Genomic DNA, 18784 nt, shown 5'->3' with positions numbered 1-18784 from the left:
TTGGAGCGGGAAACGAGACTCGAACTCGCGACCCCGACCTTGGCAAGGTCGTGCTCTACCAACTGAGCTATTCCCGCGCCTTGTACCGTAATAAATTCTTCACCGGTACGGGGTGCGCATTATACGAGAAATCGCTGCTGCTGCAAGATGCTTACAGCAAAATTTTGCGCTTTTGATGCGTTTGCTGATAATTGCAGCAACCTGGCGATTTCCTGCGCACCCTTTGCGGTTTAAAGCTGCAAAAAGTGTTGGCGGTAGTACGCCAGCTCGGCAACAGACTCGCGAATATCATCTAAAGCCTGGTGCGATCCGCTCTTTTTGAAACCCGGAAGAATGTCTGGCTTCCAGCGACGAGCCAGTTCTTTCAGCGTGCTGACATCCAGATAACGGTAATGGAAATAGGCTTCCAGCTCCGGCATGTACTTAAACAGGAAACGGCGATCCTGCCCAATGCTGTTGCCGCAAATCGGGGACGTATTGGCTGGCACCCACTGCTGCAGGAATTCGATGGTCGCCTTTTCTGCTGCGCGATCGTCAATCTTGCTGGCCTTCACACGTTCCACTAAACCGCTATGAGTATGTGTACGGACGTTCCATTCGTCCATCAAGCCCAGCTGCGCATCTGACTGATGAACCGCCATGACCGGACCTTCTGCCAGAATGTTAAGGTCGGCGTCGGTAACGATAGTGGCAATCTCAATAATGCGATCGCGTTCCGGATCGAGTCCGGTCATTTCAAGGTCAATCCAAATTAGATTATTTTCGTTTCCAGTTGCCATGCTGTTACCTGTGGTTGCTGAGTCGTCATTCATCGTGAATAAGGTGTATCATAGACGTTTTGCCCCCCAGGGCGAAATCCAGCTAAACCAGTGAGGGTGAGTGAGTAAAAATAAACTGTCGAAAGGTCAACAACGTCGCGTCAGCGCGAACCACGATCGCCGTTTAAACCAGCGCAAAATGCGCCCGGAAGCGGACGATAATATGTTCGGGCAGGACGCAGAAGGCGTGGTGGTCAGCCGATTTGGCATGCATGCCGATGTCGAGGACAGTGCAGGCCTGACGCACCGTTGTAATATTCGCCGCACGATCCGCTCACTGGTCACAGGCGATCGCGTGGTGTGGCGTCCCGCGTTAAACGGCGGCAAAGGTATTGTTGAGGCTGTGCATGAGCGTACCAGCGTTCTGACGCGTCCCGACTTCTATGACGGCGTGAAACCCATTGCCGCGAACATCGATCAAATTATTATCGTGTCAGCCATTCTGCCAGAGCTGTCATTGAACATTATCGATCGCTACCTGGTGGCCAGCGAAACGCTGGATATTGAGCCCCTGCTGGTGCTGAACAAAATCGATCTGCTGGATGACAACGCGCGTGCATTGGTTGATGAGCAGATGGAGATTTACCGCAAGATTGGTTATCGCGTCTTGATGGTTTCCAGCCATGCGAAAGATGGCCTGAATGCGCTGCAGAATGCGTTGACTGACCGGATAAGCATCTTTGCGGGTCAGTCTGGCGTAGGCAAATCCAGTCTGCTGAATGCCCTGCTCGGCTTCGACCAACAGAAAGAGACGGCCATTCTGACTAACGACGTTTCTGACGTATCCGGGCTGGGTCAACACACGACCACCGCATCCCGGCTTTATCATTTTCCAGAAGGCGGGGACGTTATTGATTCTCCCGGCGTACGTGAGTTTGGTTTGTGGCATCTTGAGCCGGAACAAATCACGCGTGGATTTGTCGAATTCCGTGCATTCTTAGGTGATTGTAAGTTTCGTGACTGCAAACATGACACCGATCCGGGCTGTGCGATTCGTGAAGCCGTTGAAAACGGAAAAATCGATCAATCCCGCTTCTATAACTACCACCGTATTCTGGAAAGCATGGCACAAATGAAAAGCCGGAAAAACTTCGCTGAGAGTGAAGATTAAGGCCCGTAACGACGTATTCGCCATCTGACTGGGGCGCTGTTACAATCCGCTCCCTTTTTGTCAATGTTATGAAAGATAGCCAGGAGGCTAGGGTGTTTGATCGTTTTAAACTCGGCTTGAATCACATTCTCCCAAAAAAATGGCTGACTGAACTTGCAGGTTGGGGAGCAAGCCGTCGCGGCGGCTGGCTGACAAAACTGGTCATTGATGGTTTTGTCTGGTACTACAAAGTGGATATGGCGGAAGCGCGTAAACCTGATACGGCCAGTTACCGCACCTTTAACGATTTTTTTGTGCGCCCGTTGAAAGACGATGCACGCCCGATCGATACCGATGCCAGCCTGATTGTTCTGCCTGCTGATGGCGCAATAAGCCAGCTCGGACGTATTGAAGGCGACCAGATTTTCCAGGCGAAAGGCCACTATTACACGATTGATGCCCTGCTGGCCGGTAATGAGCAAATGGCCGCCCAGTTTCGTGATGGCGCATTCGCTACCACCTATCTGGCACCGCGCGATTATCACCGCGTACACATGCCATGTAACGGTATCCTGCGGGAAATGATCTACGTGCCCGGCGATCTTTACTCCGTTAATCCACTGACCGCACGCAATATCCCTAATCTCTTTGCCCGTAACGAGCGCGTAATTTGTTACTTTGAGACCGATATGGGACCTATGGTGCAAATTCTGGTGGGTGCCACCATTGTCGGCAGCATTGAAACGGTTTGGGCGGGCACAGTGACGCCGCCACGCGAAGGGATTATCAAACGCTGGCATTACCCGGCAGCCGATCATGACGGTGCCGTCGTATTACTTAAAGGTCAGGAAATGGGCCGCTTCAAACTGGGTTCAACCGTTATCAATCTGTTTGCGCCTGGCAGGATCAAACTGGCAGAAAGCCTTGAGGCCGAAACTAAAGTTCGGTTGGGCCAGCCTATGGCGATCGCCCTTCCACTGACGACTACCGCGCCTGACGCTGTCGAGTAGAACCTATGTTCGTGCGTTCGATCTTTTGTCTGCTGCTGAGCCTCTGGCTCAGCACCGCCACGCTAGCCGCCACTCTGCCTGATGCCAGCCAACTCAAACAGCAGTTGGAAGAGGTCAAAGCAGCGAAAAATTCCGCCTCGCAAACCGAGCAAATCCAGTCGCTGGAGGCCGCCCTGGCCTCACTTTCTGAACGCGATGATGCTATCGAACGCGCGCAACAGTACCAGCAGGTTATAGATGACTTCCCGCGCCTTGCCCGTGAGCTGAGGCAGCAGATCGCCACGCTTAACGACAACGCTAAGAGCGTGCGCAGCACCATGAGCAGCGCGGAGCTGGAACAAGAGATCCTGCAAATCAGCAGTCAGTTGATCGAAGAAGGACGCCAGGCGCAGCAGGAGCAGGATCGCGCCAGGGAGATCAGTGACTCCTTGTCACAGCTGCCGCAGCAGCAAACAGAAGCGCGCCGTGCGTTAACCGAGAGTGAGCGGCGCTTACAAAGCGCGGGCAGCGCTGCCACACCGGCCGGTCAGGCCCAGCTAGTGGCACGCCAGGCAGAAAATGCCGCGAACAAAGCCAAAGTGGATGAGTATGAGCTGGCGCAGCTGTCAGCGAATAATCGTCAGGAGCTGGCTCGCATGCGCGCCGAAGTGCATCAGCGCAAAGTGACCCAGCTCGATAATTATCTGCAGGCTTTGCGTAATCAGTTGAACGAGCAACGTCAGCGCGAGGCGGAAACCGCGCTGGCACGGACGGAACAGCTGGCGGAAAACAGCGGCGATTTACCGCCCGCGATTAGCGAGCAGTTTCGTGTTAACCGCGATTTATCTGGTGCGCTGAACCAGCAGGCGCAGCGCATGGATCTGGTCGCGTCGCAACAGCGCCTCGCGACGAATCAAATTATCCAGGTACGTCAGGCGCTGGCGACGTTACGGGAGCAGTCTCAGTGGCTGGGCGCCTCTAACTTACTCGGTGATGCGCTTCGCGCGCAGGTTGCGCGTTTACCTGATATGCCGAAGTCGCAGCAGATCGACAATGAAATGGCACAGCTGCGCGTCCAGCGCCTGCATTATGAAGATCTGCTTGAACGTCAGAACGCACTGCGTAAAGCCCATCAGGCAGACGGGCAACCTTTTACCAGTGACCAAAAGCGTATTCTGGATGCACAGTTAAAAACGCAACGAGAACTGCTGAATTCCCTGATTTCTGGCTGCGATACGCTGATTCTGGAAATCACCAAACTCAAGGTTGCCAATACTCAGCTTCAGGATGCGTTAACCGAAGTTAAAGATGCCACACATCGCTATCTGTTCTGGACGGCTGATGTTAGCCCTATTTCATTAAGCTATCCTCTGGACGTGGCGAAAGGCCTGTCCCATTTGCTGACCCTGGATACGCTGGGGCAGCTTGGCAAAGCCCTGGCGATGATGTTTACCAGTCGCAGTACCGTCTTACCCATTCTGGGTGCAGTGCTGCTGGTCGGTTTTAGCCTTAGCACACGTCGTCACTTCAATGCTTTTCTTGAGCGCTCAGCCAGCAAGGTCGGCAAGGTCACTCAGGATCGCTTCCGCCTGACCATCCGAACCGTGTTCTGGTCGATTCTGGTGGCGCTTCCGCTTCCCGTGCTTTGGGCAACCCTGGGATACGGCCTGCAAAATGCCTGGCCCTATCCTGTCGCTGTGGCCATTGGCGATGGCATCACAGCTACCCTGCCTCTGCTGTGGATATTCATGGTCAGCGCCCAGTTTGCCCGTTCTAACGGCCTGTTTATCGTGCACTTCCGCTGGCCGCAGGTGCGCGTGGCACGCGCGATGCGCTACTACTCATTGAGTATTGGCCTGATCGTGCCCTTGATCATGCTGCTGATAACCTTTGACAACCTTGACGATCGCCTGTTTTCAGCAACGCTTGGCCGGCTGTGTTTTATTTTAATCTGCGGTGCCCTGAGTATTGTCACGGTGAGCCTGAAGCGAGCGGGTATTCCGCTTTACCTTGATAAAGAAGGTAACGGCGAAAATATGATTAACCGCCTGCTGTGGAATATCATGATCGCCATTCCGTTGCTGGCGGCGCTGGCCTCAATGATTGGCTATCTTGAAACGGCTCAGGCGCTGCTGGCGCGTCTGGAAACCTCCGTGGCAATCTGGTTTTTCCTGCTGGTTATTTACCATATCATCCGCCGCTGGATGCTGATTCAACGGCGCAGGTTGGGTTTCGATCGCGCACGTCAGCGTCGGGCCGACATGCTGGCCAACCGCGCACGTAATGAAGAAGAAAAAGATCAGGCGCAAAACACTGACGTCATTGAAATTGAAGAGCCTGTGATCGATTTAGATGCAATCAGCGCCCAGTCACTGCGTCTGGTGCGTTCGATTCTGACGCTGATTGCACTGGTCTCATTTATTGTCCTGTGGTCAGAAATCCATTCTGCGTTTGGTTTCCTTGAGAATATCCGCTTATGGGATGTGAACACCTCCGTACAGGGCGTGGAGAGCATTCAACCTATTACGTTGGGTGCCGTCCTGATCGCCATTCTGGTGTTCGTGATTACTACGCAGTTGGTGCGTAATATGCCCGCCCTGCTTGAGCTGGCGCTGTTGCAGCATCTTGATTTGTCGCCAGGCACAGGTTATGCCATCACCACACTGACTAAATATCTGTTGTTGCTGATTGGTGGCTTGCTGGGCTTCTCATTGATTGGGATTGAATGGTCGAAGCTACAATGGCTGGTGACCGGCCTGGGTGTTGGCCTGGGATTTGGCCTGCAGGAGATTTTTGCGAATTTTATCTCCGGTCTGATTATCCTGTTTGAAAAACCCATTCGTATCGGCGATACCGTCACTATTCGCGATCTGACTGGCAGTATTACGCGCATTAACACCCGCGCCACCACAATTACCGACTGGGATCGCAAAGAGATTATTGTGCCCAATAAGGCCTTTATCACAGAACAGTTCGTTAACTGGTCGCTGTCAGACTCCGTCACCCGCGTGGTGCTGACCATCCCTGCGCCTGCGCAGGTAAGCAGCGAGGAGGTGACTACCTTGCTGAAACTGGCGGCTGAACGGTGCAGCTATGTCCTGGATACACCACCGCCGGAAGTCTTCCTGGTGGATTTGCAACAGGGCATACAGTTGTTTGAACTGCGTGTGCATGCGGCCGAGATGGGCCATCGCATGCCGCTTCGCCATGAATTACATCAGCTTATCCTGCATGGCTTTGCCGAACATGGCATTGAAATGCCGTTCCCACCGTTCCAGATGCGTGTCGAAACCTTAAGCAGAAAAAGCGCTGCCGGGACGGGGGCGCCAACAACGCGGACCTTTAAATCAGGCGGCCTGTAAAATAAAAAACGCCCGGTCAGACCGGGCGTTTTCCTGTTCGGGCGGTGATATTATTGCTTCACAAACGCTTCGCCCTGGGCGATATCTTTTTTCAGGGTTTCCAACATGCCTTCCAGCGCCTGCTGCTCAAACGGACTCAGCGCACCGACAGCTTTATGCTCCGCGATACCGTTCTTACCCAACAGCAGCGGTTGTGAGAAGAAACGGGCATGCTCACCCTCGCCTTCAACGTAGGCACACTCCACAACATTCGCTTCGCCGTTTAAAGCACGGACCAGTGACAGACCAAAACGTGCGGCGGCCTGCCCCATAGATAACGTTGCTGAACCCCCGCCGGCCTTCGCTTCCACCACTTCTGTACCGGCATTCTGGATACGTTTGGTGAGATCTGCGACTTCCTGCTCGCTGAAGGTCACGCCAGGAACCTGAGACAGTAACGGCAGAATAGTGACACCAGAGTGCCCGCCGATCACCGGGACTTCTACTTCGCCAGGTTTTTTACCTTTGAGTTCAGCCACAAAGGTGTTGGCGCGAATAATGTCCAGCGTCGTTACGCCAAACAGACGATTCTTGTCATAAACACCGTGTTTCTTCAGCACCTCAGCCGCAATCGCCACTGTGGTGTTAACAGGGTTGGTGATCACCCCAATCAACGCTTTAGGTGCCGTAGTGGCAACCTGCTCAATGAGATTGCGCACAATGCCAGCATTGACGTTAAACAGATCGGCGCGATCCATACCGGGTTTGCGTGCAACCCCGGCGGAGATAAGCACGACATCAGCACCTTTTAAAGCGGGGGTGGCATCTTCTCCACTGAAACCCTTGACCTTAACCGCGGTAGGAATGTGGCTAAGATCGACCGCAACGCCCGGTGTAACGGGAGCAATGTCGTAGAGAGAAAGTTCTGAACCTGCGGGAAGCTGGGTTTTGAGTAGAAGTGCTAGCGCCTGGCCTATGCCACCAGCGGCACCGAGTACGGCAACTTTCATTCATAACTCCTTATTAAGATGGGGCAGAGAAAAGCAGAAATTCCATCTGTGTCAGACCTAAATCAACTGCTCAGGCGATGACGCGCATCCGCGACTATTTTACGTGCTTACGCACTTAATCTCCGGATTAAAAACGCACGTAATCATACCACTATCTTCCTCACGCCGGATTGCAGTCAGATGGCAGACCTGTTCGTCCCGTCAGCATTACCCTGGGTAAGTGACATTCACAAATGCAGCCTTTCCACCCGGTAACCCTCCAAAGTGTGATCGATATAACCTGAGACCGACAATCTTGACGTCGGCAGACAGAGAACGGCAGTGTACATTTTTATTTTCTTACCTCATCAATAATATAACACCTTTGCAACCTTTGCCTTTTCAGGCTGTGAGCTGGGTTTTGGTCTGAGTAAATTCTTTGCTATTATCGCCGCCCGCGATGGATACCGCTTCGTACAATTAACAACCGATTGCATAAAAATTCATTTATATGCATAATAATGACTTTACTGCGGCCCGAACCGCGGTTTTTCTTACGTTTACTGGTAACTTATGCGAAACCCATCGAAACAAGACGATCTGATCAAAGCCTTCAAGGCTTTATTAAAAGAAGAAAAATTCAGTTCTCAGGGCGAAATTGTTCAGGCGCTGCAGGAAGACGGCTTTGAGAACATCAACCAGTCAAAAGTTTCTCGGATGCTGACAAAGTTTGGCGCGGTGCGCACCCGCAATGCCAAAATGGAAATGGTGTACTGTTTACCCGCCGAACTCGGGGTGCCTACCACGACCAGCCCTCTGAAGAATCTGGTTCTGGACATTGACTACAATGACGCGCTGGTGGTGATCCATACCAGTCCTGGTGCCGCACAGTTGATTGCTCGCCTGCTGGATTCTCTGGGTAAGTCCGAAGGTATCCTTGGCACCATTGCTGGTGATGACACTATCTTTATTACCCCAGCCCGCGCCTTTACCGTCAAACAACTTCACGACGCGATCCTTGTGCTGTTTGAACAAGAGTTGTAGTCGTTACGCCTGACCGGCAGCACACTGCCGGTTTACCCTGCCCTTTCTCTTTCATCCCTTCTCCAGACCATCGCTCGCCAAATACATTATTTTTCAATGATTTAACATTAAGCTGTGATGCTTTCAGAACAAGAAATATTGGTCATACCTTTTATGCTACTTACCATTACGCGCTATTTTACACTGCTTTACATTCAAATAGTGGCGCTATCACCCAGGCAAAAATAGTTAAGCAGCCAGATCGACCATGATTTTTCGCACTAAAAGTTAAAGTCACGCATCTTACTGTTTTTATGCGTAATTACCTGCCTGAGATAGGTTTTTCAACAATTTTAATAACTTTTGGTTATAAAAAAATCCCATAAGGTTAAATTGAGTCAACAAAACATTATTAGGCAGGTATTAATTTCTGCCGTTATTAGTCCTATACTTACTTTCGTGATGTGAATCACACTAATAAAAAAGAAGAACAACCACGACGAGGACATCTTTTATGAAAATTAAAACTACCATCGCTGCCTTAAGCATTTTATCTGCCCTGTCATTCGGCGCTTCAGCAGCAGATTATATCTCTGCTTCGCAAGCACAGAATCTGCAATCTGTCGGCACAGTCAGTGTCAGTGGTGTGGCCGGTGCGCCATCCGATATCAGACAGCAACTGAGCGATAAAGCCGATCAGCAAGGTGCAAAAGCCTTCCGTGTTATTGAGGCCTACAACGATGGCAACTATCACGCGACCGCTGAGCTGTACAAATAAAATCGTTGGTACTGACAGGTAACCAGCTGCTATCCACGCGTTCGCTGGTTAAACATTATTACCGGAGAATGAATCATGAAAACCCAATTAACAATTGCCGCGCTGAGCCTGGCTTCACTGCTCTCTTTTGGTGCTAACGCCGCCAGCCTGGTAACGAATCAACAGGCGCAGGATATGAATCTGCAGCCGCTGAATCAAACAATTAGCGTGAGTGGTATCAACGGCGACCAGACCAATATTCGCCAGGTACTGTCGCAGAAAGCCGATGCACAAGGTGCAGGCCACTACCGCGTCATTGAGAACAACCGTGACGATACCTTCCACGTCACCGCTGAACTGTACAAATAAGCTATCCGCGGCCAGGCGGCCGCCCCTGACAAGATCGACGACCCGCTCTATGTTATTCATTCCGCAGGTTGTTGATATAAATGAGGAAAAATCATGAAAATCAAAGCAACCATCGCAACTGTTAGTCTGCTCTCCGTAATGACTTTTGGCGCTTCCGCAGCGCAACTCGTGACAGCAGACCAAACGCAGAACTTGCAACCTGTGGGAACCGTAAGCATCAGTGGCGTTGCAGGTGCCCCTGTCGACTACCGTTCACAGCTGTCTCAGAAGGCAGATGAACAAGGTGCCAGCGCTTATAAAATTATCGAAGCGAACACCGGTGACAGCTATCACATCACCGCGCAGCTGTATAAATAGTTCCTCGTCTTAAGTATGACGAACCCTTTAGCCCCGCTCGCCGGGGCTTTTTTTATGTCCGTCAAACAGAGAAAGTCCGGCATTTGTCACGATCCATGCCGGGAACCCGAAGCCGTTCTGGCAGCATAAAAGGGGGTTATCGCGGTGTTCAGGGATGTCAGTAGGCAGATATCGCGAGGCGGTGGCGGAAAGCCGTTCATGACCGCCGATACGATCAGCACGCCAGCGGCTAACAGAGAGAAACGTTAGTGAGAAAGCTGTGTCAGATCCTCGTCGGACAGCCCTGTCATTGTGATGACGGTGCTGCGATCGAGTCCACTTTTCAGCATGGTGTGAGCGATTTTAAGTGCGGCGGCACGTTCACCCTCACTGCGTCCTTTCTCAAGACCACGTTGTTCACCGAGCTGAATACCTTGCTCGAGGCCTTTCTCAATGCCTTTCTGCTCAAGTTGCTGGGCAATGGTCATTAGTGCGTCCCCGTGTTGCGGCACTCGCTGTGCCAAATTACGTAAAAAAGCGTCGGCATCAGACGCTTCACCCGCCTGCACGATATAGTGTACCAACGATATAACCTGTGATGAAGAAAGATATCCGGTGAGTAAAACAGGGGCTAGTTTATCAATCAGCTCAGCCAGATCGCGTTGATGGATATGCTTCTGCAGTAATGTCAGCGCAGCCATGCTGCGATGACCGACAATATCATCATCCGGTATGACGGTAACATCCACCAGCGGGAAGGCGCTACCGTACAGCTTAGCGGCGAGCGCAGGCGTTGTGAATTCGTCCAGCCATCGGGTACTGAAAGGGTAAGGACTACGTTTACCACTGTAGAATAAAACCGGTATCACGAGTGGGATCGTTTTATATCCCGCATCAAGGTGGCGCTGCATGGCCGCTATCGCATAGCGCATCATCCTGAATGCCATATGCCTGTCCGGAGAAGACTGATGTTCAATCAGCACATGGATATATCCCTCATCGCGGCCCGTGGTTTTTAAGCTGTAAAGCACATCACTAAAATACTGACGTAGATCCTCTTCAACAAAAGATCCTGACTCCAGCTTCAGTGTGCTCAGATCGCAAATAGCGAGAAACTCCGCTGGAAGATGCAGTTCCATAAAATCACGCGCGATGGCGGGCTGAGACAGAAACTGCCGGAATGTCGCATCGTGGGGCGTGAGTGGGCTTTTTTTTCTTTTCATTTAACCTGACCAGACCATAACGGGCGCAGGTTATCACGCTCTAAAAAGTTGAAGAGAAACCAAACAAGAGGTTGCGAGGGCTGTCGAGAAATATCGATTTTCTGCCGTAGCTGCACACTTCCGGCGACCGGTTAACCCACCGAACGCTGAGGATGTCTTAACGTGGTGGCATGCTATCGAGCGATAGGTTATACGACGTTAAACTGGAGCTGTCCTTCCAGCTCTTCTTCTGCCTCGTCGAACAACAGAATTAAAGCGCCATAGCGGCGTTTTTGCCCCTGGCCAAGATTCACAAATTCAATTTTTAACGGCATGGGTAGCCCCTGGCTGACAATGACGTCCCAGAGCCCATCGAGATCGCAGATAAACCGCGCTTTCAGGGCGAAGCGATCGCAGAACTGGCGTAAGAAATGGGCCTGATCGACAATCTCATTAAAATCAAAACGCTCGACTCTCATACTGACGACTCCCGTTATCCGGCTCTGGGCGACCTGAGGCCGCCCGGATATTCATCTAGCTTAAACCGCCGAGGTGCAGCGCTTTGACCTCCAGGTACTCATCCATCCCCAGCACCGATCCTTCACGTCCCAGGCCCGATTCTTTCACGCCGCCAAAGGGTGCCAGCTCTGTCGAGACAGCACATTCATTAATGCCAATCATTCCGCTCTCCAGCGCCGAAGATACCCGGAATACACGCTGCAGGTTTTGCGTGTAAAAATAGGCCGCCAGGCCATATTCAGTCTGGTTGGCGCGACGGATCACCTCTTCTTCATCATCAAAGCGGAAGCAGGCTGCCACTGGGCCAAACGTTTCTTCCTGGGCCAGCTTCATCCCTTCATGTGCATCGCCGATGACGGTGGGTTGCCAGAAGTTTCCTCCCAACGCATGTCGCTTACCGCCAGCCAGTACCTTGCCGCCCTGAGCTACCGCATCCTTGACATGCTCTTCAACTTTTTCCAGTGCTGAGGTTTCAATCAACGGACCGACAATCACGCCGTCCTCCATCCCGTTTCCGACCTTGAGCTTGTCCACTTCTGCTGCAAGCTGAGTGGTAAACCGTTCGTAGACCGCACTGTGGATGAAAAAACGGTTAACGCTGACGCAAACCTGACCGGCATTACGGAATTTGTTAGCAATGGCGCCCTGCACGGCCGCATCAATATCCGCATCCTCAAACACGATATAGGGTGCGTTGCCGCCCAGCTCCATCGAGACTTTTTTCATCGTCTCTGCAGCGTTACGCATGAGCGTTTTCCCTACCGCCGTTGAACCGGTAAAGGAAATTTTACGGACGGCCTTGCTGGCCATAATGGCATCGCTAATGGCATGTGTGTCGCCAGCCACCCCATTAAGCACGCCATCAGGGATACCGGCTTTTTTTGCCAGCGCCAGTAAGGCAAATGCGGAAAGCGGCGTGTTATTCGCAGGTTTAATAATGCCTGTGCATCCTGCTGCCAGCGCGGGGCCTAACTTACGTGTCAGCATCGCCATCGGGAAATTCCATGGCGTGATAGCGGCGACTACGCCGACCGGCTCACGGGTTGCCAGAATACGCGACCCCGCTTTGGCGGGCGGGATGATTTCACCATTGGCGCGTTTAGCCTGCTCGGCAAACCACTGAATAAAGCTCGCGGCGTATTCCACTTCGCCCTCTGCTTCCTTGAGCGGCTTACCTTGCTCCGTTGTCATCAGCTCAGCCAGCCAGCGTTTATTTTCAATGATCAACCTGTACCAGCGGTAAAGCAGTTCTGAACGCGCCTTCGCGGTCTGTGCACGCCATGCTGGAAAGGCCTCTTGTGCCGCCTTAATCGCTGCTTCCGTTTCGGTTTTACCCGCTTTGGCTACCTGAGCCACGCGCTCACCGGTGGCAGGATTGGTCACGTCAAAGGTGGACGCCGTTTGCAGCCACTGACCGTTTACCAGATAGCCCGTCTGGAACAGTTCGCTGTCTTGCAGTGGAGAATGCATTGGGTTGCTCCTGTCAGTTTTGTCTTCTGTCAGGAAAGTATAGATGGCAAAAATGACAGGTCAGGTAACAGGGAGCAGCATCATGGCCGCCAGCACCTGTGGCAGCCATAATTCAGATTTGGACGAGCGTGTTTTGATATTTTGTCAGCATCTCAGCCAGCCGCTTCACCGGCTCGGTCACGCTGTCCGGCGCGTCATAGTGCGCCAGCTTATGCTGATAGACATCCAACTCTTTGAGTAACCGTTCAAAATAATAACGTCGCTTTTCATCACTGCGCACCGAGATAACCCGATCGGCAGTGTGCCGTAACTGGCGGTGATAGGCGGATAAATCGGCGTTAATCGGCACATCTGCAGCGCGCAGGCGTTGATGACCAATAATTAAGGTCAGCGCAATGCGATATTTATCAATATCCCCAGGGAACAGGTTAAGCAGCAAAAAGAGCTGCTGATAGAGCGCCGGAAGATGATTTTCACGGCGGCGAGCCTGGTTTGTCGTCATCGCCGAAACCGCCGCATACATGAAGCGGTTAAGCAGTTTACGTCCCGTGCGCGCTTTGGATTTATCCCGAATTAACAGGATGACCATCAACGCAACAAAACTGCCTATCCACTGTCCCAGTGCACTGTCGATGAACACGGTGAAGTTGAACTGCATCGGATTATCCAGCACCAGGACGTTAATTGTGCCGACCATGGCACCGAGTGTTCCGATCTGTCGGCGCTGAATTAACATGCCTGAAATAAACCCTAACAGGCCAATGGCAATGCACAGCAGCGTGGCGCTTTGTTGGGTATTGGGCAAAATATACATAAAATAGAGCGCCCCCAGCGGCACAGCCACCGTCATACCGTAAACAAAGTCTTTGGCCATCATCAGCGGATTGGGCATCCGCATCGCCAGTGCCGTAATCACACCCAGCATGACCATGCAGCCGCTTCCTGAGGTCCAGCCAGTATACAGCCAGAACAACGAACCGAGGGCGGTGGCCACGAAGGTGCGAATACCGTTAATCATCGCATGATGGGTTTCCGCAGAACGCGCCTGGATCACCACCTCGCGCTGAAGAATACGCTCTTCCAGGTCGGTAATACGGCCATTGCTTTTGATGCCGTTAATCAGCAGCTGATATTCCGTTGCGGCCTCAACCCAGCTTTCCAGCGTCTCCGGTGCCGTTTTACTGCCGGCGGCGATTAACCGTCGCAGCGTTTTCATACGCTTGTGTACAGCTTCTGCCGTGGCGGCTTCTTTTCCGGTCAGCACGCGATACTGGGTAGGAATGTAGTCAGGCCGTGAGTTTTGGATTAAGAACGTTTCAGCGGCCTGAGTAATCAGCGTCAGTGAGAGAGTATTCAGCATTTGCAGCCGGCGGCTGGTATTCTGCCAGCGCGAAGACTCCATCATTAACTGACTGCGCATGCTACTGAGCGCCGTGGTACGCCGCACCAACGCACCCCAGGCTTTATCGACTTCTTCTTTGTCCTCATGCGCGACACACAGTTGTAGCAACCTGTAATGCGCCACCAGCAGAGACTCGACTTCGGCATCAATCACTTTCTTAATCGAACGTGGCGAGAAAATCATATCGGCCAGAATGGCGCACAGAATCCCCAATATGATTTCGCTACAGCGTTCCACGGCATATTGCGGAACCAGCGTCAGTCCACTATTGGCATTTGCCGTGACGACAATGATTAATGCGGTGTAGCCTGCCAGCCCGAGCGCATAGGAATTCTCTACCTTAATCAGTGAAGACAGCCATACGCACAAACCCGCCCAGATACAACATAGCAGCAGCATAACGACCGGCGCGCGTACGGTCGCAATCATGATGACCAGCGCGGCGATACAACCGATAAACGTCCCGATGATACGAAGAATACCGCGATAGCGTAATGCACCCGAATAGGGATCGCCGCCTGCCGCAAACGCCGTTCCGCCCGCCACAATCCCCGCAGTCATGACCGCCCAGCGGGGGGTTTCAAGGTTAAGATGAAAGCCGATCATCAGCGCGGCAACCAGCGCAAAGGTCAGCTTTATCGGGAAACGCAGGAACTCAATCATATCGCCCTCTTAACCAAACTCACGCAGACGGTTAAGGAAGGACATGATGGGCGAGGTCTCAGTATGCTGACGATCATTTGCACCGGTGATGACCACGGTGGCCGTCGTCCCGGCGGGATAAAGATTGCCCGGCTCCTGATCGAGACGGATGCGTACCGGCACGCGCTGCGCCAGGCGCACCCACTCCAGATTCGACTGCACCGTTGCCATTCCTTTACTGTCAACGCTGCTACTGCTGTTGGTCACGCCTGCCGCGATGCTGTCAACCGTACCGCGCAACGTCACGTTGCTGCCCAGCGGGGTAATTTCTGCCCGGAAGCCGGGTTGTACGCCGTGCAGTTTGGTCTCTTCCAGATAGGCCAGCACGTAAAATGAGCGCTGCTGTACCAGCGCGACGGCAACTGAGCCACGCGTAATAAATTCGCCCTGGTAGACATTCAGGTTAGTTACCCATCCATCTGCCGGGGCCTTGATGGTGGTGCGCTCCAGGTCGATCTTCGCCAGATCGCGGGTAGCGATAGATTTTGCCAGTTGGTGTTCGCTGGTTTGCAAATCGTTGTTGGATTGTTCAATTGCTTCACGTGACATCGCAGACGTGCCGAGTCGGTTTCGACGTCCCGCCTCTCGGCGTTTTTCATTAACCAGCGCCTGGTAATATTCCACGTCGGCCTGTGCTTCATCTAAGGCTTTTTGATAGCGTGGGCGATCGACCACAAACAGCGTGTCGCCTTTTTTTACCAGTTGGTTATCGCGAACGGGGACTTCGGTAATCAACCCGGTGACATCAGGTGAAATCGCAACGACATCGGCCGCAAATCGTGCATCGCGCGTCCAGGGCGATTCGGTGTAGAACACCCAGGCACGGAATATGATAATGACAGCGATGATGACCAGCAAAAGGGTGATGGCGTAACGCGCGATTTTTCTTATAAGCGTGTTCACGTAAACCTCAAACAAATAAACGGGATACCAGATAAAATACACAGCAGTAAAGGGCTGTATTGAAGAGTGCCGGGTGCCAGACAAGATCGTAGATACCGCTGGGCGTCAGCACGCGTTTCACCAACCAGAACAGCATGAGTGAAACAATGAGTTCGATGAAGATGGGCGGAAAAGAGAGCCCAAACATGACAAATACCGGAAGTACACTCATTAAAAATCCTTAGTTCGATACGGCCGGGATAATTCACCGCCTGAAGGACGCAAACGCCAGTGCGCCATAAGCCACATCTGAACTACGGCTGGCTTAATAATAGCGTATCATCGGGTGTTTTCAGGTAATGAAGCGTCGCCAGGTCATACCCCGGTAGGCTTATAGTAACGCGCTTAACTATACGTTTTCTACTGAATGTGATCTAAATCACTTTTTAGCCAGAGTAAACAATGGAACGACTTAAAGGTATGTCGATATTCGCGAAGGTGGTAGAACTGGGTTCTTTCACCGCGGCCGCACGGCAGCTTCATCTTAGCGTGTCATCGATCAGCCAGATCGTCGCCAAACTCGAGGATGCGCTCCAGGTTAAGTTACTTAACCGCAGTACACGCAGCATAGGACTTACTGAGGCCGGTAAAATCTATTATCAGGGCTGCCGCCGCATGCTGGCAGAGGCTAACCAGGTTCATGAACAGCTGTATGCCTTTAATAACACGCCGATCGGTATATTACGTATTGGCAGCTCTTCCACCATGGCGCAGAACGTGCTGGCCGGTATGACCAGCGATATGCTGCGTGATTATCCCGGATTGAGTGTCAACCTGGTGACCGGCATTCCCGCGCCAGATTTGATTGCGGACGGGCTGGACGTGGTGATCCGGGTGGGAGCATTAAAGGATTCCAGCCTGTTCTCGCGCCGACTTGGGGCGATGCCGATGGTGGTCTGTGCCGCTAAACACTATCTGACGCAGCACGGGACGCCGGAAAAACCTGGCGATATCGCGAAATTTGCCTGGCTGGAATACAGCGTCAGACCTGATAACAATTTTGAGCTGATTGCCCCCGAAGGCATCGTCACCCGTCTGTCGCCACAGGGACGTTTCGTTACCAATGATTCTCAGACGCTGATCCGCTGGCTTAAGGCCGGCAATGGCATCGCCTATGTACCGATGATGTGGGTGGCGGATGAAATCAAGAAAGGCGAGATTGATATTTTGTTCCCGCAGTACCAATCCGATCCGCGGCCGGTTTATGCGCTCTATACCGAAAAAGACAAACTGCCGCTGAAAGTACAGGTCTGTATCGACTATTTGACCCACTATTTTGAGCAGGTTGCCGAGCAGTACAAACAGCACCGTAAAAGCTAAAAACCCGCCAGCTGGCGGGTTTTCTGTCTCTGTCAGGCGGTGCCACCGATAGTGAGCTTATCCAGCTTCAGCGTAGGCTGGCCCACGCCAACCGGCAGGCTCTGTCCCTCTTTACCACACACGCCAACGCCTTTATCCAGCGCCAGATCGTTACCGACCATAGAGATTTGCTGCATCGCTTCGATACCGGAGCCGATCAAGGTCGCCCCTTTCACTGGTTTAGTCACTTTGCCTTTCTCAATCAGATAAGCTTCTGACGTAGAGAACACAAACTTACCAGAGGTGATATCGACCTGACCGCCGCCAAAGTTAGGCGCATACAAACCGTACTCCACGCTTTCGATAATATCCTGTGGCGTGGATTTACCGGCCAGCATATAGGTGTTCGTCATGCGCGGCATCGGCAGGTGCGCATAGGATTCGCGACGACCGTTACCGGTAGGATTTACCCCCATCAGTCGTGCATTCAGCTTATCCTGCATATAGCCTTTCAATACGCCATTTTCGATCAGCACATTGTACTGTCCAGGAACGCCTTCATCGTCGATAGCCAGCGACCCACGTAATCCCTCAATGGTCCCGTCATCAACCACGGTACACAGATCCGAGGCAACCAGTTGGCCCATCTTGCCGCTAAACACTGACGTGCCACGGCGATTAAAGTCACCTTCCAGACCGTGACCTACGGCTTCGTGCAACAGTACGCCCGGCCAGCCTGCGCCCAGCACAACCGGCAAGGCGCCTGCCGGCGCAGCCACAGCAGACAGATTGACCAGCGCCATGCGTACGGCCTCACGTGCCCAGGCATCGGCCCGCACGTCGCCATTCTCATCGGCCAGGAAAAATGCATAGCCGGTACGCGCGCCGCCGCCGCTTGAACCGCGCTCACGCTTGCCCTGGTCTTCAACCTGGACACTGATGGACAGACGAACCAGCGGACGCACATCGGCAGCTAAAGTACCGTCGGTTGCGGCTACCAGCACCTGCTCATATACGCCGGTCAGGCTGGCATTCACTTCCTGAACGCGGGGATCGGCAGCACGTGCAACCTGGTCAACACGATGTAGCAACGCAATTTTGTCCTCACGACTCAGGCTGCCGAGCGGATCGACTGGCGCATAAAGAGAACGGTTAACCACGGCAGACAGCGTCTGGGCCTTGCCGTTGCCCTGTTCACGCACGATGCTTCGTGCCGCTTCGGAGGATAAGCGTAAGGCATTCAGCGTGATTTGGTCGGCATACGCAAAACCCGTTTTCTCACCGCTGACGGCACGCACGCCCACGCCCTGATCGATATGATAGGACCCGTCTTTAATGATTTTATCTTCCAGAACCCAGGATTCATGGAAGCTGGACTGGAAGTAAAGATCGGCATAGTCCAGACGACGTTCTGAAAGCTGCCCTAACAGGGAAAAAAGGTCCTGCTGATTAATGTTGTTAGCAGTTAGCAACTGCTCACTTACCAGATTCAGAGTCATCGTTTCTCACTTAATATGTGCTCGGATAATCATAGCC

Annotated in this window: 17 protein-coding genes and 1 tRNA gene; 8 read left to right on the top strand and 10 right to left on the bottom strand. The window is 52.6% G+C overall.

Annotated features, from left to right (window positions below):
- Position 1 precedes the first annotated feature (1 nt).
- Positions 2-77: transfer RNA gene (locus NR177_RS22030), tRNA-Gly, on the bottom strand.
- Positions 78-230: 153 nt separating this feature from the next.
- A complete protein-coding gene (orn, locus tag NR177_RS22025; RefSeq protein WP_063881043.1) occupies positions 231-779 on the bottom strand; it encodes an oligoribonuclease in 549 nt (182 codons plus the stop codon).
- Between the two features lie 100 nt (positions 780-879).
- Here orn and rsgA point away from each other — a divergent pair, with 100 nt between their 5' ends.
- The 3 genes from rsgA (at position 880) to mscM (ending at position 6259) form a co-directional block, all read left to right on the top strand.
- The gene (gene rsgA / locus NR177_RS22020) at positions 880-1929 is read left to right on the top strand and encodes a small ribosomal subunit biogenesis GTPase RsgA (RefSeq protein WP_063877419.1); all 1050 of its coding nucleotides are present in this window, start codon (positions 880-882) and stop codon (positions 1927-1929) included.
- Positions 1930-2021: 92 nt separating this feature from the next.
- The gene (gene asd / locus NR177_RS22015) at positions 2022-2918 is read left to right on the top strand and encodes an archaetidylserine decarboxylase (RefSeq protein WP_256853627.1); all 897 of its coding nucleotides are present in this window, start codon (positions 2022-2024) and stop codon (positions 2916-2918) included.
- Positions 2919-2923: 5 nt separating this feature from the next.
- Positions 2924-6259, top strand: coding sequence for a miniconductance mechanosensitive channel MscM (gene mscM, locus NR177_RS22010; RefSeq protein ID WP_256853626.1), 3336 nt, complete (start codon positions 2924-2926; stop codon positions 6257-6259).
- 50 nt (positions 6260-6309) lie between these two features.
- Here the strand turns inward: mscM and mdh are convergent, their stop codons facing one another.
- The gene (gene mdh, locus NR177_RS22005) at positions 6310-7248 is read right to left on the bottom strand and encodes a malate dehydrogenase (RefSeq protein WP_145394825.1); all 939 of its coding nucleotides are present in this window, start codon (positions 7246-7248) and stop codon (positions 6310-6312) included.
- Positions 7249-7800: 552 nt separating this feature from the next.
- Here mdh and argR point away from each other — a divergent pair.
- The 4 genes from argR to yhcN (NR177_RS21985) all read left to right on the top strand — a co-directional run bounded on the left by argR (position 7801) and on the right by yhcN (NR177_RS21985) (position 9733).
- Positions 7801-8271 (top strand): transcriptional regulator ArgR, encoded by a 471-nt coding sequence (gene argR / locus NR177_RS22000; protein WP_013027416.1) that lies wholly within the window; start codon positions 7801-7803, stop codon positions 8269-8271.
- A gap of 493 nt (positions 8272-8764) precedes the next feature.
- Positions 8765-9028 carry a peroxide/acid stress response protein YhcN gene (gene yhcN, locus NR177_RS21995; RefSeq protein WP_063877422.1) on the top strand — a complete coding sequence of 88 codons (264 nt, stop codon included), beginning with the start codon at positions 8765-8767 and terminating at the stop codon, positions 9026-9028.
- Between the two features lie 75 nt (positions 9029-9103).
- A complete protein-coding gene (locus tag NR177_RS21990; RefSeq protein WP_256853625.1) occupies positions 9104-9376 on the top strand; it encodes a YdgH/BhsA/McbA-like domain containing protein in 273 nt (90 codons plus the stop codon).
- Between the two features lie 93 nt (positions 9377-9469).
- On the top strand, positions 9470-9733 hold the full coding sequence (yhcN, locus tag NR177_RS21985; protein ID WP_063877424.1) for a peroxide/acid stress response protein YhcN: 264 nt from the start codon (positions 9470-9472) through the stop codon (positions 9731-9733).
- A 245-nt stretch (positions 9734-9978) separates the two neighbouring features.
- Here the strand turns inward: yhcN (NR177_RS21985) and NR177_RS21980 are convergent, their stop codons facing one another.
- The 6 genes from NR177_RS21980 to aaeX form a co-directional block, all read right to left on the bottom strand.
- Positions 9979-10935, bottom strand: a complete 957-nt coding sequence (locus tag NR177_RS21980) for an Rpn family recombination-promoting nuclease/putative transposase (protein WP_256853624.1) — start codon at positions 10933-10935, stop codon at positions 9979-9981.
- Positions 10936-11123: 188 nt separating this feature from the next.
- Positions 11124-11393, bottom strand: a complete 270-nt coding sequence (locus NR177_RS21975) for a barstar family protein (protein WP_096011258.1) — start codon at positions 11391-11393, stop codon at positions 11124-11126.
- Between the two features lie 55 nt (positions 11394-11448).
- Entirely contained in the window at positions 11449-12903 is a 1455-nt protein-coding gene (locus NR177_RS21970) for an NAD-dependent succinate-semialdehyde dehydrogenase (RefSeq protein ID WP_063877427.1), read from the bottom strand.
- A gap of 112 nt (positions 12904-13015) precedes the next feature.
- Positions 13016-14968, bottom strand: coding sequence for a p-hydroxybenzoic acid efflux pump subunit AaeB (gene aaeB, locus NR177_RS21965; RefSeq protein ID WP_256853623.1), 1953 nt, complete (start codon positions 14966-14968; stop codon positions 13016-13018).
- Positions 14969-14977: 9 nt separating this feature from the next.
- Positions 14978-15910, bottom strand: a complete 933-nt coding sequence (aaeA, locus tag NR177_RS21960) for a p-hydroxybenzoic acid efflux pump subunit AaeA (RefSeq protein WP_145394823.1) — start codon at positions 15908-15910, stop codon at positions 14978-14980.
- Between the two features lie 7 nt (positions 15911-15917).
- Positions 15918-16121 carry a p-hydroxybenzoic acid efflux pump operon protein AaeX gene (gene aaeX, locus NR177_RS21955; protein ID WP_006120970.1) on the bottom strand — a complete coding sequence of 68 codons (204 nt, stop codon included), beginning with the start codon at positions 16119-16121 and terminating at the stop codon, positions 15918-15920.
- Between the two features lie 230 nt (positions 16122-16351).
- Here aaeX and aaeR point away from each other — a divergent pair, with 230 nt between their 5' ends.
- Positions 16352-17269, top strand: a complete 918-nt coding sequence (gene aaeR, locus NR177_RS21950) for an HTH-type transcriptional activator AaeR (protein WP_063877429.1) — start codon at positions 16352-16354, stop codon at positions 17267-17269.
- A gap of 32 nt (positions 17270-17301) precedes the next feature.
- Here aaeR and tldD read toward each other — a convergent pair whose 3' ends face one another.
- Complete coding sequence (tldD, locus tag NR177_RS21945) at positions 17302-18747, bottom strand: metalloprotease TldD (RefSeq protein WP_096011260.1); 1446 nt, start codon at positions 18745-18747, stop codon at positions 17302-17304.
- Positions 18748-18784: the final 37 nt, after the last annotated feature.

Source organism: Pantoea sp. Fr+CA_20, assembly GCF_024520835.1.
GTDB classification, from domain to species: Bacteria; Pseudomonadota; Gammaproteobacteria; order Enterobacterales; family Enterobacteriaceae; genus Pantoea; species Pantoea allii.
The sequence above is the reverse complement of the archived record's forward strand: the minus strand, read 5'-3'. Positions and strand labels throughout refer to the sequence as shown.